The following is a 14,270-nucleotide window of genomic DNA, read 5'->3' as shown; positions in this document are numbered from 1 at the left end:
TTGCTTCAGGCGGCCAGAAAGTAAGAAGCCTCCCAGCTATTAGACTGGAAGGCTTCGCGGCGGTAGCTGCCTTTGCCCTTGCCGGCGGGTTCCTGACGGCTGCGGAACAGTGGCTGGGCGATGATTGATTTGGCCTTGTTGGGGCCATTCCTGGATGGCTTTTTGCTCATGATGATTTCTCGCAGATGAGTGGTTTTTGCGAGGCAAATCATCTGCCGATGTTGAGGCGCTGTCCAGTCCTGCATTGAGTAGGAGAGGACCGGCGCAACAACCTATTCGGCAGGCAACATCAGCCGTTGGCCAGCCATCAGTAACGACAAACGACTCAAACTCATCCATGGCGAACCCGCTGCCTGACCCTTGATCTGCGCATCAATGCGCTGTGCTTCGAGCAACAATTGTGCCCAGCGTTGCGCAGAGTAGCGTTGCAGGGCCTTGCTCATCAGTGGTTTGCGTTTGTCCCAGATCGGTGGACGTGCCTGGCTGAAGGCTTTATCCAACGGCACACCCTGGCTGTATTGCAGCGCCAGGTTCGCCAGCAGGCGCAGCTCTCGGGCCAGGGCCCAGAGAATCACGGGAGGTTCAACCCCTTCGCCCCGCAGTCCTTCGAGCATGCGCAAGGCGTGAGCGGCTTCGCCGTTAAGAATCGCGTCGGTCAGGCCGAAGACGTCGAAGCGCGCACTGTCGGCCACTGCCGCTTGCACGGTTTCGACGGTAATCTGACCGCCCTCGGCCATTAGCTTGAGCTTTTCGATTTCCTGGGCGGCGGCCAGCAGGTTGCCCTCGACCCTGGCGGCGATCAGTTCGACCGCGTCCTGGCTGGCAGACAAGCCGGCCTGGGACAAGCGTTGGCGAATCCAGCTCGGCAACTGGTTGGCATCCACCGGCCAGATCTGCACAAACTGGGTCTGTGCGCCTTCGACCAACGCCTTGCCCCACTTGGTCTTTTGGGCGGCGCCATCGAGCTTGGGCAGGCTGATTAGCAGCACCGTGTCTTCGGCAGGTCGTGAGCAATATTCGATGAACGCAGCGGCGCCTTTGTCGCCGGGTTTGCCGGAGGGCAGGCGCAGTTCCAGCAGACGCTTTTCAGCGAACAACGACATGCTGGCGCCGGCTTGTAGCAGCGTACCCCAGTCGAAACTGGCGTCGGCGGCAAACACCTGGCGCTCGTCGAAGCCTTGCTGGCGGGCGGCGGTGCGGATGGCGTCGGCCGCTTCCTGGCACAGCAGTGGGTCATCGCCACTGATGATATAGACTGGCGCGAGTGTACCTTGCAGGTGTTTACCGAGTTGGGCGGGGGCGAGTTTCATATAGAAGGGCGAACAGGGCGCCTGGGCGCCCCGTAAGTCTTATTGCTGCGGCAGTTCGACAGGCGACTGGCGCGGCGTTTGCGCTTCAAACTTCTTCGCCGCTTCCAGAGCATCGGCTTCTGCCTTCGCTCGGTTATTGGCGCTCTGCTGCAGTTGCTCCAACTGAGCTGGAGTGATCTGTTGCAGGCGCAGGATCATGCGTTGAACCAGGTCGCGACGCGTTTCCTGGCGGGCAGTGTTGGATTCCTGGTCGGATCCCACCAGGTTGTTGCCGTCGTGGATGAAGATTTTCTGCACTTCAAGCTTGTCGCTCAACAGGGAAAGGTCGTGCTCACCACGGATGTCGTAGTTCAGCACGGTACTCACCTGGTATTCGCCAGTGCGGCCGGCACCTGCATAGCTGAGGATGCGCTGGGTTTCCTGCTCATCGGTCAGAATCAGTTTGTAAGGCGCGCCGGTGTAGACCTTGACGCCGCTCCCCTCCAGTACCTGACGCAATTGCGTCACGGTATCGCCGTAGGCGTTGCGGGCGCTCAGGTCGAGCTCCTTGATCGTCAGTTCAGTGGTGCCAGTACCGCGCAGCTGGAAACCGCAGGCGCTCAACAGGACCGCGAGGCCCATCACCAGCAGATTGCGTTTGATCATCTTGTTGCTCCCCTTGAAACCATGTGGGCCGACGGTGCGGCCCGAAAGGTTTTACTCGGCGCCAGGCTCACCTGACGCCTGATCCAATTAGCTGGCGACGATATTGACCAGTTTCCCGGGCACTACAATCACTTTACGAATAGTTAGGCCATCGACGAAGCGCAGCACGTTTTCATTGGCCCGTGCGGCGGTTTCGACTTCTTCACGGCTGGCGCTGGCCGGCATTTCAAGGTGGCCGCGCAGCTTGCCGTTGACCTGAATCACCAGTTGCAGACTGTCCTGTACCAACGCGCTTTCGTCCAGCACCGGCCAGCCTGCGTCGATCACCGGATCGGCGTGACCCAGTTGATTCCATAGCGCGTGGCTGATGTGCGGCGTGATCGGAGCCAACAGCAAGGTTACGGTTTCCAGGCCTTCGTGAACCAGCGCACGATCCTGTTCGGTGCCTTGCGGGGCTTTTTCCAGCACGTTCATCAGCGTCATCACCTGGGCGATGGCGGTGTTGAATTTGTGGTGCTGGCCGACGTCCTGGCTGGCGTGTTTGATCGCCAAGTGGATCGAGCGGCGAATGACTTTCTGCTCGTCATTCAGGCCGGCGACATCAAGTTTGCCCGGCAGACCTTGAGTGACGTGTGCTTGCGCCAAGCGCCAGACACGCTTGAGGAAACGGTGCGAACCTTCTACTCCGGAGTCGGACCATTCCGCGCTCATGTCCGGCGGCGAGGCGAACATCATGAACAGACGGCAGGTGTCTGCGCCGAACTGGTCAATCATCGACTGTGGGTCAACGCCGTTGTTCTTTGATTTGGCCATCTTTTCAGTGCCGCCGATTTCCACCGGCAGGCCGTCTGCGATCAATTTGGCACTAATTACCTTGGCCTTGCTGTCACGCTCAAGTTCCACGTCTGCGGGGTTGAACCAGGTGTAGGCACCATTGGCTTCGCGACGATAGTACGTCTCGGCAATCACCATGCCCTGAGTCAGCAGGTTCTTGAACGGTTCGTTGGAACTCACCAAACCCTCATCGCGCATCAGCTTGTGGAAGAAGCGCGCATACAGCAGGTGCAGGATCGCGTGTTCGATACCGCCGATGTACTGATCTACCGGCAACCAATGGTCGGCAGCGGATTTTTCCACCAGACCGCCTTCATAGTGCGGTGAGGCGTAACGGGCGTAGTACCAAGAGGACTCGACGAAGGTGTCCATGGTGTCGGTTTCACGCTTGGCAGGCGCGCCGCATTTCGGGCACTCGCACTCGTAAAACTCGGGCATGCGCGCCAGTGGCGAACCCGCGCCGTCCGGCACCACGTCTTCCGGCAATACCACCGGCAGTTGATCTTCCGGGACCGGAACATCACCGCAGGTGTCGCAGTGGATGATCGGGATCGGGCAACCCCAATAGCGTTGGCGGCTGATGCCCCAGTCGCGCAGACGGAACTGGGTGCGCGAGGCGCCCAGGCTCTTCTTGATCAGCGCCACTTCCATTGCGTCGAAAGCGCCGGCGAAGTCGAGGCCGTCGAACTCGCCGGAATTGATCAGCGTGCCATGCTCGCCATAGGCGTCCTGCCACGGTGCCGGGTTGGTGTCGCCGGCGCTGGTGCGTACCACGGACTTGATCGGCAGGTTGTACTTGGTGGCGAACTCGAAATCACGTTCGTCGTGCGCCGGCACAGCCATTACCGCGCCATCGCCGTAATGCATCAGTACGTAGTTGGCGACCCACACCGGGAGTTTTTCACCGGTCAGCGGGTGCTCGACGAACAGTGACGTCGGCAGGCCTTTTTTCTCTTGAGTGGCGACATCCGCTTCAGCGACGCTGCCGCCCTTGCATTCAGCGATGAACGCTTGCAGCTCAGGGCTGCTCTTCGCGGCCAGGGTCGCCAACGGGTGCTCGGCGGCCACGGCAACGTAGGTCGCGCCCATCAGGGTGTCCGGGCGGGTAGTGAAGACTTTCAGTACGCCGCTTTCACCAATGGAATCGACGTTGTGCGGGAACTGAACTTCCATGCCGCGGGATTTGCCAATCCAGTTGCGCTGCATGGTCTTGACCTGTTCAGGCCAGCCCGTGAGCTCGTCGAGACTCTCCAGCAGCTCATCCGCGTAAGCGGTGATCTTGAAGTAGTACATCGGGATTTCGCGCTTTTCGATCAGCGCGCCGGAACGCCAGCCGCGACCGTCGATCACCTGTTCGTTGGCCAGAACGGTCTGGTCGACCGGGTCCCAGTTCACGGTACCGTTTTTGCGGTAGATCACGCCTTTTTCGAACAGGCGAGTGAACAGCCATTGTTCCCAGCGGTAGTAATCAGGCTTGCAGGTGGTCACCTCGCGGGACCAGTCCACGGCCAGGCCCAGGCTACGCAGCTGGGTTTTCATGTAGGCGATGTTTTCGTAGGTCCATTTGGCGGGCGCTACGTTGTTCTTCATCGCGGCGTTTTCCGCTGGCATGCCGAAGGCGTCCCAACCCATGGGTTGCAGGACATTTTTGCCGAGCATGCGCTGGTAGCGGGAGATCACGTCACCGATGGTGTAGTTACGCACGTGCCCCATGTGTAGCTTGCCGCTGGGGTAAGGGAACATCGACAGGCAGTAGAACGTCTCCTTGCCTGGCTGTTCACTGACTTCAAAGGACTTTTGCTCGTCCCAGAATGACTGGGCGGCGGCTTCGATTTCACGGGGCTGATATTGTTCGTGCATGGCTACTTTTGAACTGAATAGGGGTGGCCTAATCCTCTTCAATGCAACGCTGGACGGTGATCACGCCAATTCGGCGTTTCGGTGCCCAGGCGAGCTGGAAGTGGAGTTACAGGAAGCGCCGTAGCATACATGACCGTGCTCTACCGAGGGAAACCCTGATTACAGGCAGGTGGGCGGTCGATATTGGCTGTGAGGGCCGTTGGTCGCAGCGCTCAGCCGGTTTGTTCAGCGAAGCTAAGCTCTAAATGGGGAGTGAGTCTTATCTTCAATGAGGTGCTGGATGGTTGAATCACAGAGGAAAGTCACAACGCCTGAGTTGTATGAAAGGCTGATAGATCGTCTGGGAGTCGCCTTGGACGCCGCAAAAACTGCGGGTCTGCTACGTGATGAGCGTCCGTTGGAACTGGAGTTGCGTGGGTTGAGCCGCGCAGAGTTTGAACTGGTCAAGGCGTATCTGAATCGAAGAGAGCGTGAGATGCACGGATGTTTGTCAGAGGCAGTGAAGCAGCTCGGCTCAGCACGTTCGGCCAAGGTTATCTGGCTCAGGGACAGAGCACCCACAAGTGCGGTAAAGGCGAAGGCTCTGCAATGCAAATAAAGGCGCAGCGCCACGCCGACTGTTTTTTGAGTAAAAGGCCTTCTGTAATAGTTGTCGTATGGCGTCAAGCCAAATAGGCTTCGGGCATCTCAGGGAGATGCTCGATGCCTTTTCGTTATTTTGTAAAACAACTTCTGTTGCCCCCCGGTATTCTTTTGCTGCTGCTGGCGCTTGCCTGGTGGTTTCGTCGTTCCAGGCCCCGTCTGGCGGGCATATGCTTCGCGCTGGGCTTGGGCGGGTTCTGGCTGATGAGCCTTCCCGTCGTAGTGCAATGGGGTGCCAGCGCGCTGGAACGCCAGCCGCCGTTGTCACGTGACGAATGGGCGAGCCTGGCACTGCGGGCCGATGCGATTGTGGTGCTGGGGTCGGGGCGCGAGCGTGGGGATCTGGCCTGGGGCGCCGATCAGCCAACCGGTATCGGGCTGGAGCGCGAGCGGTATGCCGCGCGATTGGCCAAGGCGTCCGGTTTACCGGTCCTGACCAGCGGCGGCCTGCATTACGGCACCCCGCCCAGCGAAGCGAAGCTGATGGCCGATTCGATGCTTGATGATTTCGGTGTGACCGTTCGTTGGCAGGAGGGGCTTAGCCGCACCACGTGGGAAAACGCACAAATGAGCGCGCAGGTGCTGTTGCCTGAAGGCATCAAGCGAGTGGTCGTGGTGACGCAAGCCTGGCACATGCAGCGTGCGGTCTGGAGTTTCGAGCAGGCTGGCTTTGATGTGGTGCCCGGGCCTGTCGGGTTTTTAGGGGTGGACAATGCTCGGCCGCTGGGCGGCTGGATGCCAGAGTTTAAATCGATCTGGCAAAGTGGGCAGTTGCTCAACGAGGCGGTGGGGCAGATGGGGTATTGGTTGTTTTACCGCAATTGACGCCATGGGTTGAAGCGGTGGCGAGGGGGCGTTCCCTCGCCACGGCGTTTAGACCGTCTTGGCAATCCGGCCGGCCAGCAACGCCCAGCCAAACAACAACCCACACAGAATAATCAACGGCCACGAACGCCATTGCAGATAAGGCGTCAAGTTGTGCATCGGCACCACTTCGCCGTACAAAATGCCGCGTTCGAATTGCGGGATTTGCGCAGTGATCTGGCCAAACGGGTTGATCAGGCCGGTCACGCCATTGTTGGTCGCCCGGATCATCCATCGACCCGCCTCAAGCGCGCGCATTTGAGCCATCTGCAAGTGCTGCAACGGGCCAATAGAAGTGCCGAACCAGGTGTCGTTGCTGATGGTCAGCAACAAGTCGCTGCGAGCAGCAAGGCTGGCGGCGAATTCCGGATAAACCACTTCGTAGCAAATGAACGGTGCGATCTGATAGCCCTTGGCTTGTAGCAGCGCTTGGTCGGATGGGCCGCGAGCGAAGTCGGACATGGGCAGGTCGAAGAAGGCGATCACCCCACGCAGCAGGTCTTGCAACGGGACGTACTCGCCAAACGGCACCAGTTTTTGTTTCAGATAAGTACCGTCGCCTTCGCCGAGCACGGTAATGCCGTTGAAGAAGCGTTTTTCATGACGCACTTCCTGGCGGATTGGCACACCGGTAATCAGCGCAGTCTTACGTTCGGCGGCGAAGTTTCCCATCATGGACAAGTAGCCCTCGGCGGACTCCTTCAGTACCGGGACGGCAGTTTCCGGCCAGATCAGCAGGTCGACTCGCTTGGAGCTGAAGCTCATGTCGCGGTATAGGGCCAGTTGTGCGTTGAGCTGTGCCGGGTCCCACTTCATGCTTTGTTCGACGTTGCCCTGAAGGGCTGCGACGCTCAATGGTGCGCCCGCTGGGCTGGTCCAGGCGTGACCTTTGAGCGCCATGCCGGCAACCCAGGGCCCGACCAGCAGCAACACGCCCAGCGCGATAAAGCCTTTGCGTGCTGTGCGAATCAGGCGTGGAGCGTTGTAGATCAGTGCCGCTGTCAGCGCCAATACGAACGATACCAGCCACATCCCGCCCATCGGTGCGAGCCCGGCCAGTGGGCCATTGAGTTGGCTGTAACCGGAGTAGAGCCACGGGAAACCGGTGAGGAACCAGCCCCGGAAAGCTTCCTGGCCTACCCACAACGCGGCGAAGGCCAAGGCATCGGCCAGCGGCGCTTCGTTGCGGCGTAACCAGCGTGCCCAGAGCCAGGCCGGCAGAGCGAAGAACCAGGCAATCGCGGCGGTGAAGGCCAGCATCAGCAACCCGGCCAATAGCACCGAAGCACCGCCAAAATGGTGAATGCTGTAGTAGATCCAGCTGGTGCCGGCCCCAAACAGGCCGAAACCAAAGCACCAGCCACGGCCCAGGGCCTGGCGGGGGTTCAGTTCGCGCAACCCGGCGTAAAAGAAGCCGACTGCCAGCAATGCCAGCGGCCAGATATCAAACGGCGCCAACGCCAGGGTGGTGATTGCACCGGCCGCCACGGCCAGCAGGTTACCGGGCCAGCCGGGGCGGGTTATCCAGCGCATTTCAATCCTTAGAGTTACCGGGCGATAGGTGTCAGGCGCAGCAGATGAATCCGGCGGCTGTCGGCGTTCAAAATGCGGAAGCGATACGGGCCGATTTCCGTGATTTCGTTGCGTTTTGGCAAATGCCCGAACGCACTCATCACCAAGCCGCCGACGGTGTCGAACTCATCGTCGGAAAACTCGCTGTCAAAGAACTCGTTGAAGTTTTCGACTGGGGTGAGGGCCTTGATCAGAAAGTCACCGCTGGGCAGTGGCTTGATGTAGCTATCTTCTTCGACGTCATGCTCGTCTTCGATGTCGCCGACAATTTGCTCCAGCACGTCTTCGATGGTCACCAGTCCAGCCACGCCGCCGTATTCGTCAATCACGATGGCCATGTGGTTGTGGTTGGCGCGGAACTCGCGCAGCAGCACGTTAAGGCGCTTGGACTCCGGCACGAAGGTGGCCGGGCGCAAGAGGTCCTTGATGTTGAAGCTGTCGCCATTCTCCTTGAGGATCAACGGCAGTAAGTCCTTGGCCAGCAACACACCCATCACGTCATCGTGGCTTTCGCCGATCACCGGGTAGCGGGAGTGGGCCGAGTCGACCACGGCTGGCAGGAACTCACGGGGTGTCTGGGTCGCCTTGATGCTGACCATTTGCGAGCGTGGGACCATGATGTCCCGTACTTGCAGGTCCGCGACCTGGATGGCGCCTTCGACGATGGCCAGCGCTTCGCTGTCCAACAGTTTATTTTGGTGCGCGTCGCGCAGCAGCTCCAGCAGCTCCTGGCGGTTTTTCGGCTCGTGGGCAAAAGCCTGGGTGAGCTTACCCAGCCATGACTTCTGCCCGTTGCTCGATCGATCTTCGCTCATAGCGATTACTCTGAATCCTTTGTTATGACGATAGGGGATGTTTCGGGTTCGTCGTCCGCGTATGGGTCGGGGTACCCCAACTCTGCAAGCAACGTTCGTTCCAGTGCTTCCATTTCTTCGGCTTCGTCGTCATCTATGTGGTCGTAACCGAGTAGATGCAAGCAGCCGTGAATGACCAGATGTGCCCAGTGGGCGTTTAGTTCCTTGTCTTGTTCGGCCGCTTCGCGCTCGACCACGGCGACGCAAATCACCAGGTCGCCCAGCAAGGGAATGTCGAGAAATTCGTCGGGCACGTCGGCGGGGAACGACAACACGTTAGTGGCGTAGTCCTTCTGCCGCCAGGTGAAGTTCAGCTCGCGAGCTTCTTCTTCATCCACCAGGCGAATGGTCATTTCAGAGTCGGCAGTACGTTGGCGCAACGCCAGTTCGCACCATTGGCGCAACTTGGCTTCGCTTGGGACTGGCGCTTCGGTGGCCAGTTGCAGATCAAGCTCAAGCATCGCGACGGCTATCCTTCGGCGCTTCATCGTCCACGCGGTTCTCGAAGCGCTCATAGGCTTCGACAATCCGCTGCACCAAGGGGTGGCGCACAACATCTTTCGGCTTGAAGTGGGTGAAGCTGATGCCCGGCACGTCTTTGAGCACTTCGATCACGTGGTGCAGCCCAGACTTGGTGCCTTTCGGCAGGTCCACCTGTGTGATGTCACCGGTGATGACGGCGGTGGAACCGAAGCCGATCCGGGTCAGGAACATCTTCATCTGTTCAACGGTGGTGTTCTGGCTTTCGTCGAGAATGATGAAGCTGTTATTCAGCGTGCGACCGCGCATATAGGCCAGCGGCGCGACTTCAATCACTTGACGCTCGATCAGTTTGGCCACGTATTCGAAGCCGAGCATTTCATAAAGGGCGTCGTAGAGCGGTCGCAAGTACGGGTCAATTTTCTGCGACAAGTCACCGGGCAGGAAACCGAGCTTTTCGCCCGCTTCAACCGCTGGGCGCACCAGCAGGATGCGTCGAATCTGTTCGCGTTCCAGCGCGTCTACCGCGCAGGCAACGGCCAGATAGGTCTTGCCGGTACCGGCGGGACCGATGCCGAAATTGATGTCGTTACCGAGAATTTCCTTCACATAGCGCAACTGATTCAAGCCGCGAGGGCGGATCATGCCTTTTTTGGTGCGCAGGGCGACGGAGGGTTCAGCGGGGGAGACGTTGTCCATTTCCTCGACGGCCGATTCCTGCAGGAACAGGTGAACCATGTCCGGCGACAGCTCTGTCCCCTTGGTTTCTCGGTACAGACGGCGCAGAAGGTTTTCCGCGGAGGAAGTGTGCTTCGGGTCGCCTATCATCTCGAACTGGTTGCCGCGGTTGCGGATCTCGATAGTCAGGCGCTGTTCGATCAAGCGTAGATGCTCGTCGAATTGCCCGCACAGATTGGCGAAGCGCCGAGCTTCAAACGGCTCGAGGATAAAACGATGTGGTTCGATGGGTGCGTTCAAGGTCGTATTTAGCCGCCCTGGGGCAATTAAGATGAAATCAAGGATAACGCCAGAGGCCTGGGTGCGAAAGCTCTTAAATGGATGAGTCCGCTCTCAAGAACAAAGCAGTTCCATTGTGGGCGCTGGCTTACCAGCGATGAGGGCCTCACATCCAAAACAGATGCCGGCCGTGACAGCGCTTTCGCAAGCCGGCCAGCCCCCGCATTTGATCCTCGTTTATCTGAGGTCTGTGTTATTGGATTAACGACCCCCGCAGCGAGTGCGGCTGGGCGGCGTCGATGTGGACGTCGGCGAATTGACCGATCAAGGTTGGATTGTCGCAGCGGAAGTTGACGATACGATTATTCTCGGTACGGCCTTGCAGCTCGCCAGGGTCTTTTTTCGAATAATCGGTGACCAAAATACGCTGCGTCGAGCCGACCATTTGTCGGCTGATTTCGAAACCTTGTTGGTTCAGGCGATGTTGCAGGGCGTTCAGTCGTTCTTTTTTCAGCGCTTCCGGCGTTTCGTCTGCCAGATCTGCCGCTGGGGTGCCGGGGCGCTGGCTGTAAACGAACGAATAAGAGAAGTCGAAGCCGACGTCTTCGATCAGTTTCATGGTCTGCTCGAAATCTTTCTCGGTTTCGCCCGGGAAGCCGACGATGAAGTCCGAGCTGATGCAGATTCCCGGCACAGCAGCCCGCAGTTTGCGCAGTTTGGATTTGTATTCCAGTGCGGTGTGGTTGCGTTTCATGGCCGAAAGGATTCGGTCCGAGCCCGATTGCACCGGCAAGTGCAAGTGTTTGACCAGTTCCGGCACGTCGGCGTGTGCCTGGATCAGGCTGTCGGAAAACTCCAGCGGGTGTGACGTGGTGTAGCGAATCCGGTCGATGCCATCGACGGCAGCGACCACGCGGATCAGCTCGGCCAGATCTGCCAGGCGACCGTCGTGAGTGGTGCCGCGATAACCGTTGACGTTCTGCCCCAGCAAGGTCACTTCGCGCACGCCGTTTTCGGCCAAGTGAATGATCTCGGCGATCACGTCGTCGAACGGTCGGCTGACTTCTTCACCACGGGTGTAGGGCACCACGCAAAACGTGCAGTACTTGCTACAGCCTTCCATCACCGACACATAGGCGCTTGGACCGTCAACACGGGGCTCGGGCAGGTGGTCGAACTTTTCGATTTCGGGAAATGAGACGTCGACTTGCGGCAGTTTGGTGGCGCGCGCAGCGTCGATCATTTCCGGCAGCCGGTGCAGAGTCTGCGGGCCGAACACGACGTCAACATACGGTGCGCGATCGCGAATGGCCGCGCCTTCCTGGCTGGCCACGCAACCACCGACAGCGATGACCATGTCCGGATTGGCGAGCTTCAGTTCGCGCCAGCGGCCGAGCTGGGAGTAGACCCGGTCCTGGGCGCGCTCGCGAATGGAGCAGGTGTTGAGCAGGATCACGTCCGCGTCTTCAGCGCGCGCCGTGACTTCCAGGGCCTGATGTTCGCCCAGCAGATCGACCATGCGCGAGCTGTCGTACTCGTTCATCTGGCAACCGTGGGTTTCGATGTAAAGCTTCTTGGCCATGGAAAGAGTCATCACGTGATTCAAAGAACCGCGCATTATAGGGAACATGTCCCAAGGTTCCTACCGCTGTGCGTCCGGTGGCTATGCTATAGTTCGCGCCCTCATTTTTATCGCCGATGTGTTACCCGCCCACCATGACCAAACGTGAAGCTCCAATCTATAAGGTGATTTTCCTCAACCAAGGCCAGGTATACGAAATGTATGCCAAGCAGATCTATCAAAGTGATCTGTGGGGCTTCCTGGAAGTGGAAGAGTTCGTCTTTGGCGAGCGCACGCAAGTGGTCGTCGACCCGAGCGAAGAGAAACTCAAGGCTCAGTTCGAGGGTGTGGTGCGCAGTTTTGTGCCGATGCATTCTATTGTGCGCATCGACGAGGTCGAGCGGCTGGGTACACCGAAAATCAGCGAAGCTCGCGGCGCGGTCGGCAATGTCATGCCGTTTCCGATGCCTATGCCGATGCCTGAGAAGTAGTACTTGAGTCGAGTGGCCCCTTCGCGGGCAAACCCACGTATTTAATCGCGCCCTCACCTAGAGAGCCGGTCGAGTGTGGGCCAGGGTTTGTTCGCGAGCGGGGCAGAAAGATCGTCGGCGTGATTAAGGCAGTGGCGAGAAGGGCGTGCGCCCATCGGCGCTCTGCAATTCCATCAAGTATTTACGGAATATTTGCCCCAGCACCTGGGTCGCGACTTCCAGTTCTTCGCGTGGCATTTTTTCGGCGACTTCGTCGGCAGTGTCCAACGCATCTTCGGCGCCATTGACCGCCGCCATTTTCAGCACGATATACGCCTGGACGTTGTTGGCCGGTACGCCTTCGCCGTGAAAGAACATGGTGCCGAGTTTGAATTGCGCCTGGGCGTGCCCTTGTAGCGAGGCTTTTTCGAAGTAGCTGAGGGCTTGATTGAGGTCGCGCGGCGCATTTTTGCCGTCGTAGTAGAACTCACCCAACTCGTATTGCGCTTGCGCATCCCCTTCAGTCGCCGCTTTTTGGCAGGCGGCGAGGGCCTGCGTCACGTCTTGCGGCTGAGTATTAAGGGTGCAGCGACCCATCGCCGGGATCAACAACGAGTTGCCGCCTGCTTGTGCGTGCGCGAGCAGGGGCTGAAGGAGCAACAGGCAGCCCAATGCAAGGGTGCAGCCGATGCGGTTCATGGGAATCGACTTACCTCTGAAGGGCGCGCGGACCCATCGAGGGATCCAATAAGCGCGCATTATGAAATAAGCAGGGCCAACCTTACAAAGTCTTTACTCGTTTTTCTGCTGCTCGGGGAATATATAGCCCGATTTATGGGGGATCGTCAGCGCAAGGGTAGGAAAAAGGACAGCTATGTAGGTGAAAGCTGACGCTGGCAATGGCCAGCGTCAGCGCGGCGGCATTATTTCAGTGCGGCGAAGGCTCGTTCTGCGGCGTCCAATGTTAGTTTCAACTCGGTTTCGCCATGAGCGATCGAGGTGAAGCCGGCTTCGAATGCGCTGGGTGCCAGGTACACGCCACCTTCCAGCATCAGGTGGAAAAAGCGCTTGAACAGATTGGCGTCGCTGGACATCACGTCATCGAACGTGACGATGTTGTCAGCAGCGCTGAAGTACAAGCCAAACATGCCGCCGGCTTGAGTGGTCACGAACGGAATGCCAGCGGCGTCGGCGCGCTGTTGCAGGCCTTCAAGCAGGCGGCGGGTGTAGTCGCTCAGTTCGGCATGGAAGCCCGGACGGCTGATCAGGCGCAGAGTGGTCAGGCCGGCGGCCATGGCCAGTGGGTTACCCGACAAGGTGCCCGCCTGGTAGACCGGACCCAGTGGCGCGATGTGCGACATGATTTCGCGTTTGCCGCCGAAGCAGCCGACAGGCATGCCGCCACCAATGATCTTGCCGAAGGTGCTCAGGTCGGGTGTCACGCCGAAGTGCGCCTGGGCGCCGCCGAGTGCGACACGGAAACCGGTCATCACCTCGTCGAAGATCAGCACCACGCCGTGCTGGTCGCACAACGTCCGCAAGCCTTCGAGGAAGCCGGGTGCAGGCGGTACGCAGTTCATGTTGCCGGCCACCGGCTCGACGATGATGCACGCCACGTCCTGGCCGACTTCAGCGAGCATGGTTGCCACCGCGTCGATGTCGTTGAACGGCAGAGTCAGGGTGTGTTTGGCGAAGTCCGCCGGCACGCCGGCCGAGCTGGGTACACCCTGAGTCAGCAGGCCGGAACCGGCCTTGACCAGCAGGCTGTCGGAGTGGCCGTGGTAGCAGCCTTCAAACTTGATGATGTCGTCGCGGCCGGTAAAACCACGGGCCAGGCGGATGGCGCTCATGGTCGCTTCGGTGCCGGAGCTGACCATGCGCACCATTTCCATCGACGGCACGATTGAGCAGACCAGGTCCGCCATCTCGGTTTCCATGGCGGTCGGGGCGCCGTAAGACAGGCCGTGGCCCAGTTGTTTGCGCACCGCGTCCAGCACGTCCGGGTGGCTGTGACCGAGGATCATTGGCCCCCACGAACCAACGTAATCCACATAACGCTTGTCGTCTTCGTCAGTGACGTAGGCGCCTTCGGCATGTTTGAAAAACAACGGGGTGCCGCCAACGCTCTTGAAAGCGCGAACGGGCGAGTTCACGCCACCAGGGATGTGTTTCTGGGCATTGGCAAACAGGGTTTCGGAACGAGACATGATCGGGCTCTCAA

General features: G+C 59.2%; 14 protein-coding genes. 3 read left to right on the top strand and 11 right to left on the bottom strand.

Translation table 11 applies throughout. The features are described 5' to 3' along the window. Nucleotides 1-5: 5 nt before the first annotated feature. From arfA to leuS, 4 genes are all read right to left on the bottom strand, one after another. The gene (arfA, locus tag RHM68_RS22015) at nucleotides 6-170 is read right to left on the bottom strand and encodes an alternative ribosome rescue factor ArfA (RefSeq protein ID WP_322219118.1); all 165 of its coding nucleotides are present in this window, start codon (nucleotides 168-170) and stop codon (nucleotides 6-8) included. Nucleotides 171-272: 102 nt separating this feature from the next. Next, complete coding sequence (gene holA / locus RHM68_RS22010; RefSeq protein WP_322219117.1) at nucleotides 273-1,310, bottom strand: DNA polymerase III subunit delta; 1,038 nt, start codon at nucleotides 1,308-1,310, stop codon at nucleotides 273-275. Between the two features lie 39 nt (nucleotides 1,311-1,349). Next, the gene (gene lptE, locus RHM68_RS22005; protein WP_322219116.1) at nucleotides 1,350-1,955 is read right to left on the bottom strand and encodes an LPS assembly lipoprotein LptE; all 606 of its coding nucleotides are present in this window, start codon (nucleotides 1,953-1,955) and stop codon (nucleotides 1,350-1,352) included. Between the two features lie 87 nt (nucleotides 1,956-2,042). Then, nucleotides 2,043-4,649 (bottom strand): leucine--tRNA ligase, encoded by a 2,607-nt coding sequence (gene leuS, locus RHM68_RS22000; protein ID WP_322219115.1) that lies wholly within the window; start codon nucleotides 4,647-4,649, stop codon nucleotides 2,043-2,045. 280 nt (nucleotides 4,650-4,929) lie between these two features. Here leuS and RHM68_RS21995 point away from each other — a divergent pair, with 280 nt between their 5' ends. After that, complete coding sequence (locus tag RHM68_RS21995) at nucleotides 4,930-5,247, top strand: hypothetical protein (RefSeq protein WP_322219114.1); 318 nt, start codon at nucleotides 4,930-4,932, stop codon at nucleotides 5,245-5,247. Nucleotides 5,248-5,351: 104 nt separating this feature from the next. Next, on the top strand, nucleotides 5,352-6,116 hold the full coding sequence (locus RHM68_RS21990) for a YdcF family protein (protein ID WP_322219113.1): 765 nt from the start codon (nucleotides 5,352-5,354) through the stop codon (nucleotides 6,114-6,116). 48 nt (nucleotides 6,117-6,164) lie between these two features. Here the strand turns inward: RHM68_RS21990 and lnt are convergent, their stop codons facing one another. The 5 genes from lnt to miaB form a co-directional block, all read right to left on the bottom strand. After that, nucleotides 6,165-7,688, bottom strand: a complete 1,524-nt coding sequence (gene lnt, locus RHM68_RS21985; protein ID WP_322219112.1) for an apolipoprotein N-acyltransferase — start codon at nucleotides 7,686-7,688, stop codon at nucleotides 6,165-6,167. A 14-nt stretch (nucleotides 7,689-7,702) separates the two neighbouring features. Next, nucleotides 7,703-8,542, bottom strand: a complete 840-nt coding sequence (locus RHM68_RS21980; protein WP_322219111.1) for an HlyC/CorC family transporter — start codon at nucleotides 8,540-8,542, stop codon at nucleotides 7,703-7,705. Between the two features lie 5 nt (nucleotides 8,543-8,547). Next, nucleotides 8,548-9,042, bottom strand: coding sequence for an rRNA maturation RNase YbeY (gene ybeY / locus RHM68_RS21975; RefSeq protein ID WP_322219110.1), 495 nt, complete (start codon nucleotides 9,040-9,042; stop codon nucleotides 8,548-8,550). Continuing rightward, complete coding sequence (locus RHM68_RS21970) at nucleotides 9,035-10,039, bottom strand: PhoH family protein (RefSeq protein WP_322219109.1); 1,005 nt, start codon at nucleotides 10,037-10,039, stop codon at nucleotides 9,035-9,037. The genes ybeY and RHM68_RS21970 overlap by 8 nt, the downstream gene beginning before the upstream one ends. A 232-nt stretch (nucleotides 10,040-10,271) precedes the next feature. Further along, complete coding sequence (miaB, locus tag RHM68_RS21965; RefSeq protein ID WP_322219108.1) at nucleotides 10,272-11,600, bottom strand: tRNA (N6-isopentenyl adenosine(37)-C2)-methylthiotransferase MiaB; 1,329 nt, start codon at nucleotides 11,598-11,600, stop codon at nucleotides 10,272-10,274. Between the two features lie 134 nt (nucleotides 11,601-11,734). Here miaB and RHM68_RS21960 point away from each other — a divergent pair, with 134 nt between their 5' ends. Beyond that, nucleotides 11,735-12,070: a DUF1820 family protein gene (locus RHM68_RS21960; protein WP_322219107.1), complete on the top strand. Its 336-nt coding sequence runs from the start codon at nucleotides 11,735-11,737 to the stop codon at nucleotides 12,068-12,070. Nucleotides 12,071-12,193: 123 nt separating this feature from the next. Here the strand turns inward: RHM68_RS21960 and RHM68_RS21955 are convergent, their stop codons facing one another. After that, entirely contained in the window at nucleotides 12,194-12,748 is a 555-nt protein-coding gene (locus RHM68_RS21955) for a tetratricopeptide repeat protein (protein WP_322219106.1), read from the bottom strand. Nucleotides 12,749-12,972: 224 nt separating this feature from the next. Beyond that, nucleotides 12,973-14,256 carry a glutamate-1-semialdehyde 2,1-aminomutase gene (gene hemL / locus RHM68_RS21950; RefSeq protein WP_322219104.1) on the bottom strand — a complete coding sequence of 428 codons (1,284 nt, stop codon included), beginning with the start codon at nucleotides 14,254-14,256 and terminating at the stop codon, nucleotides 12,973-12,975. Nucleotides 14,257-14,270: the final 14 nt, after the last annotated feature.

The organism is Pseudomonas sp. DC1.2 (assembly GCF_034351645.1).
In the GTDB taxonomy this organism is placed as follows: Bacteria; Pseudomonadota; Gammaproteobacteria; order Pseudomonadales; family Pseudomonadaceae; genus Aquipseudomonas.
Note: the sequence above shows the minus strand (reverse complement) of the source record. Positions and strands in the feature narration are given on the sequence as shown.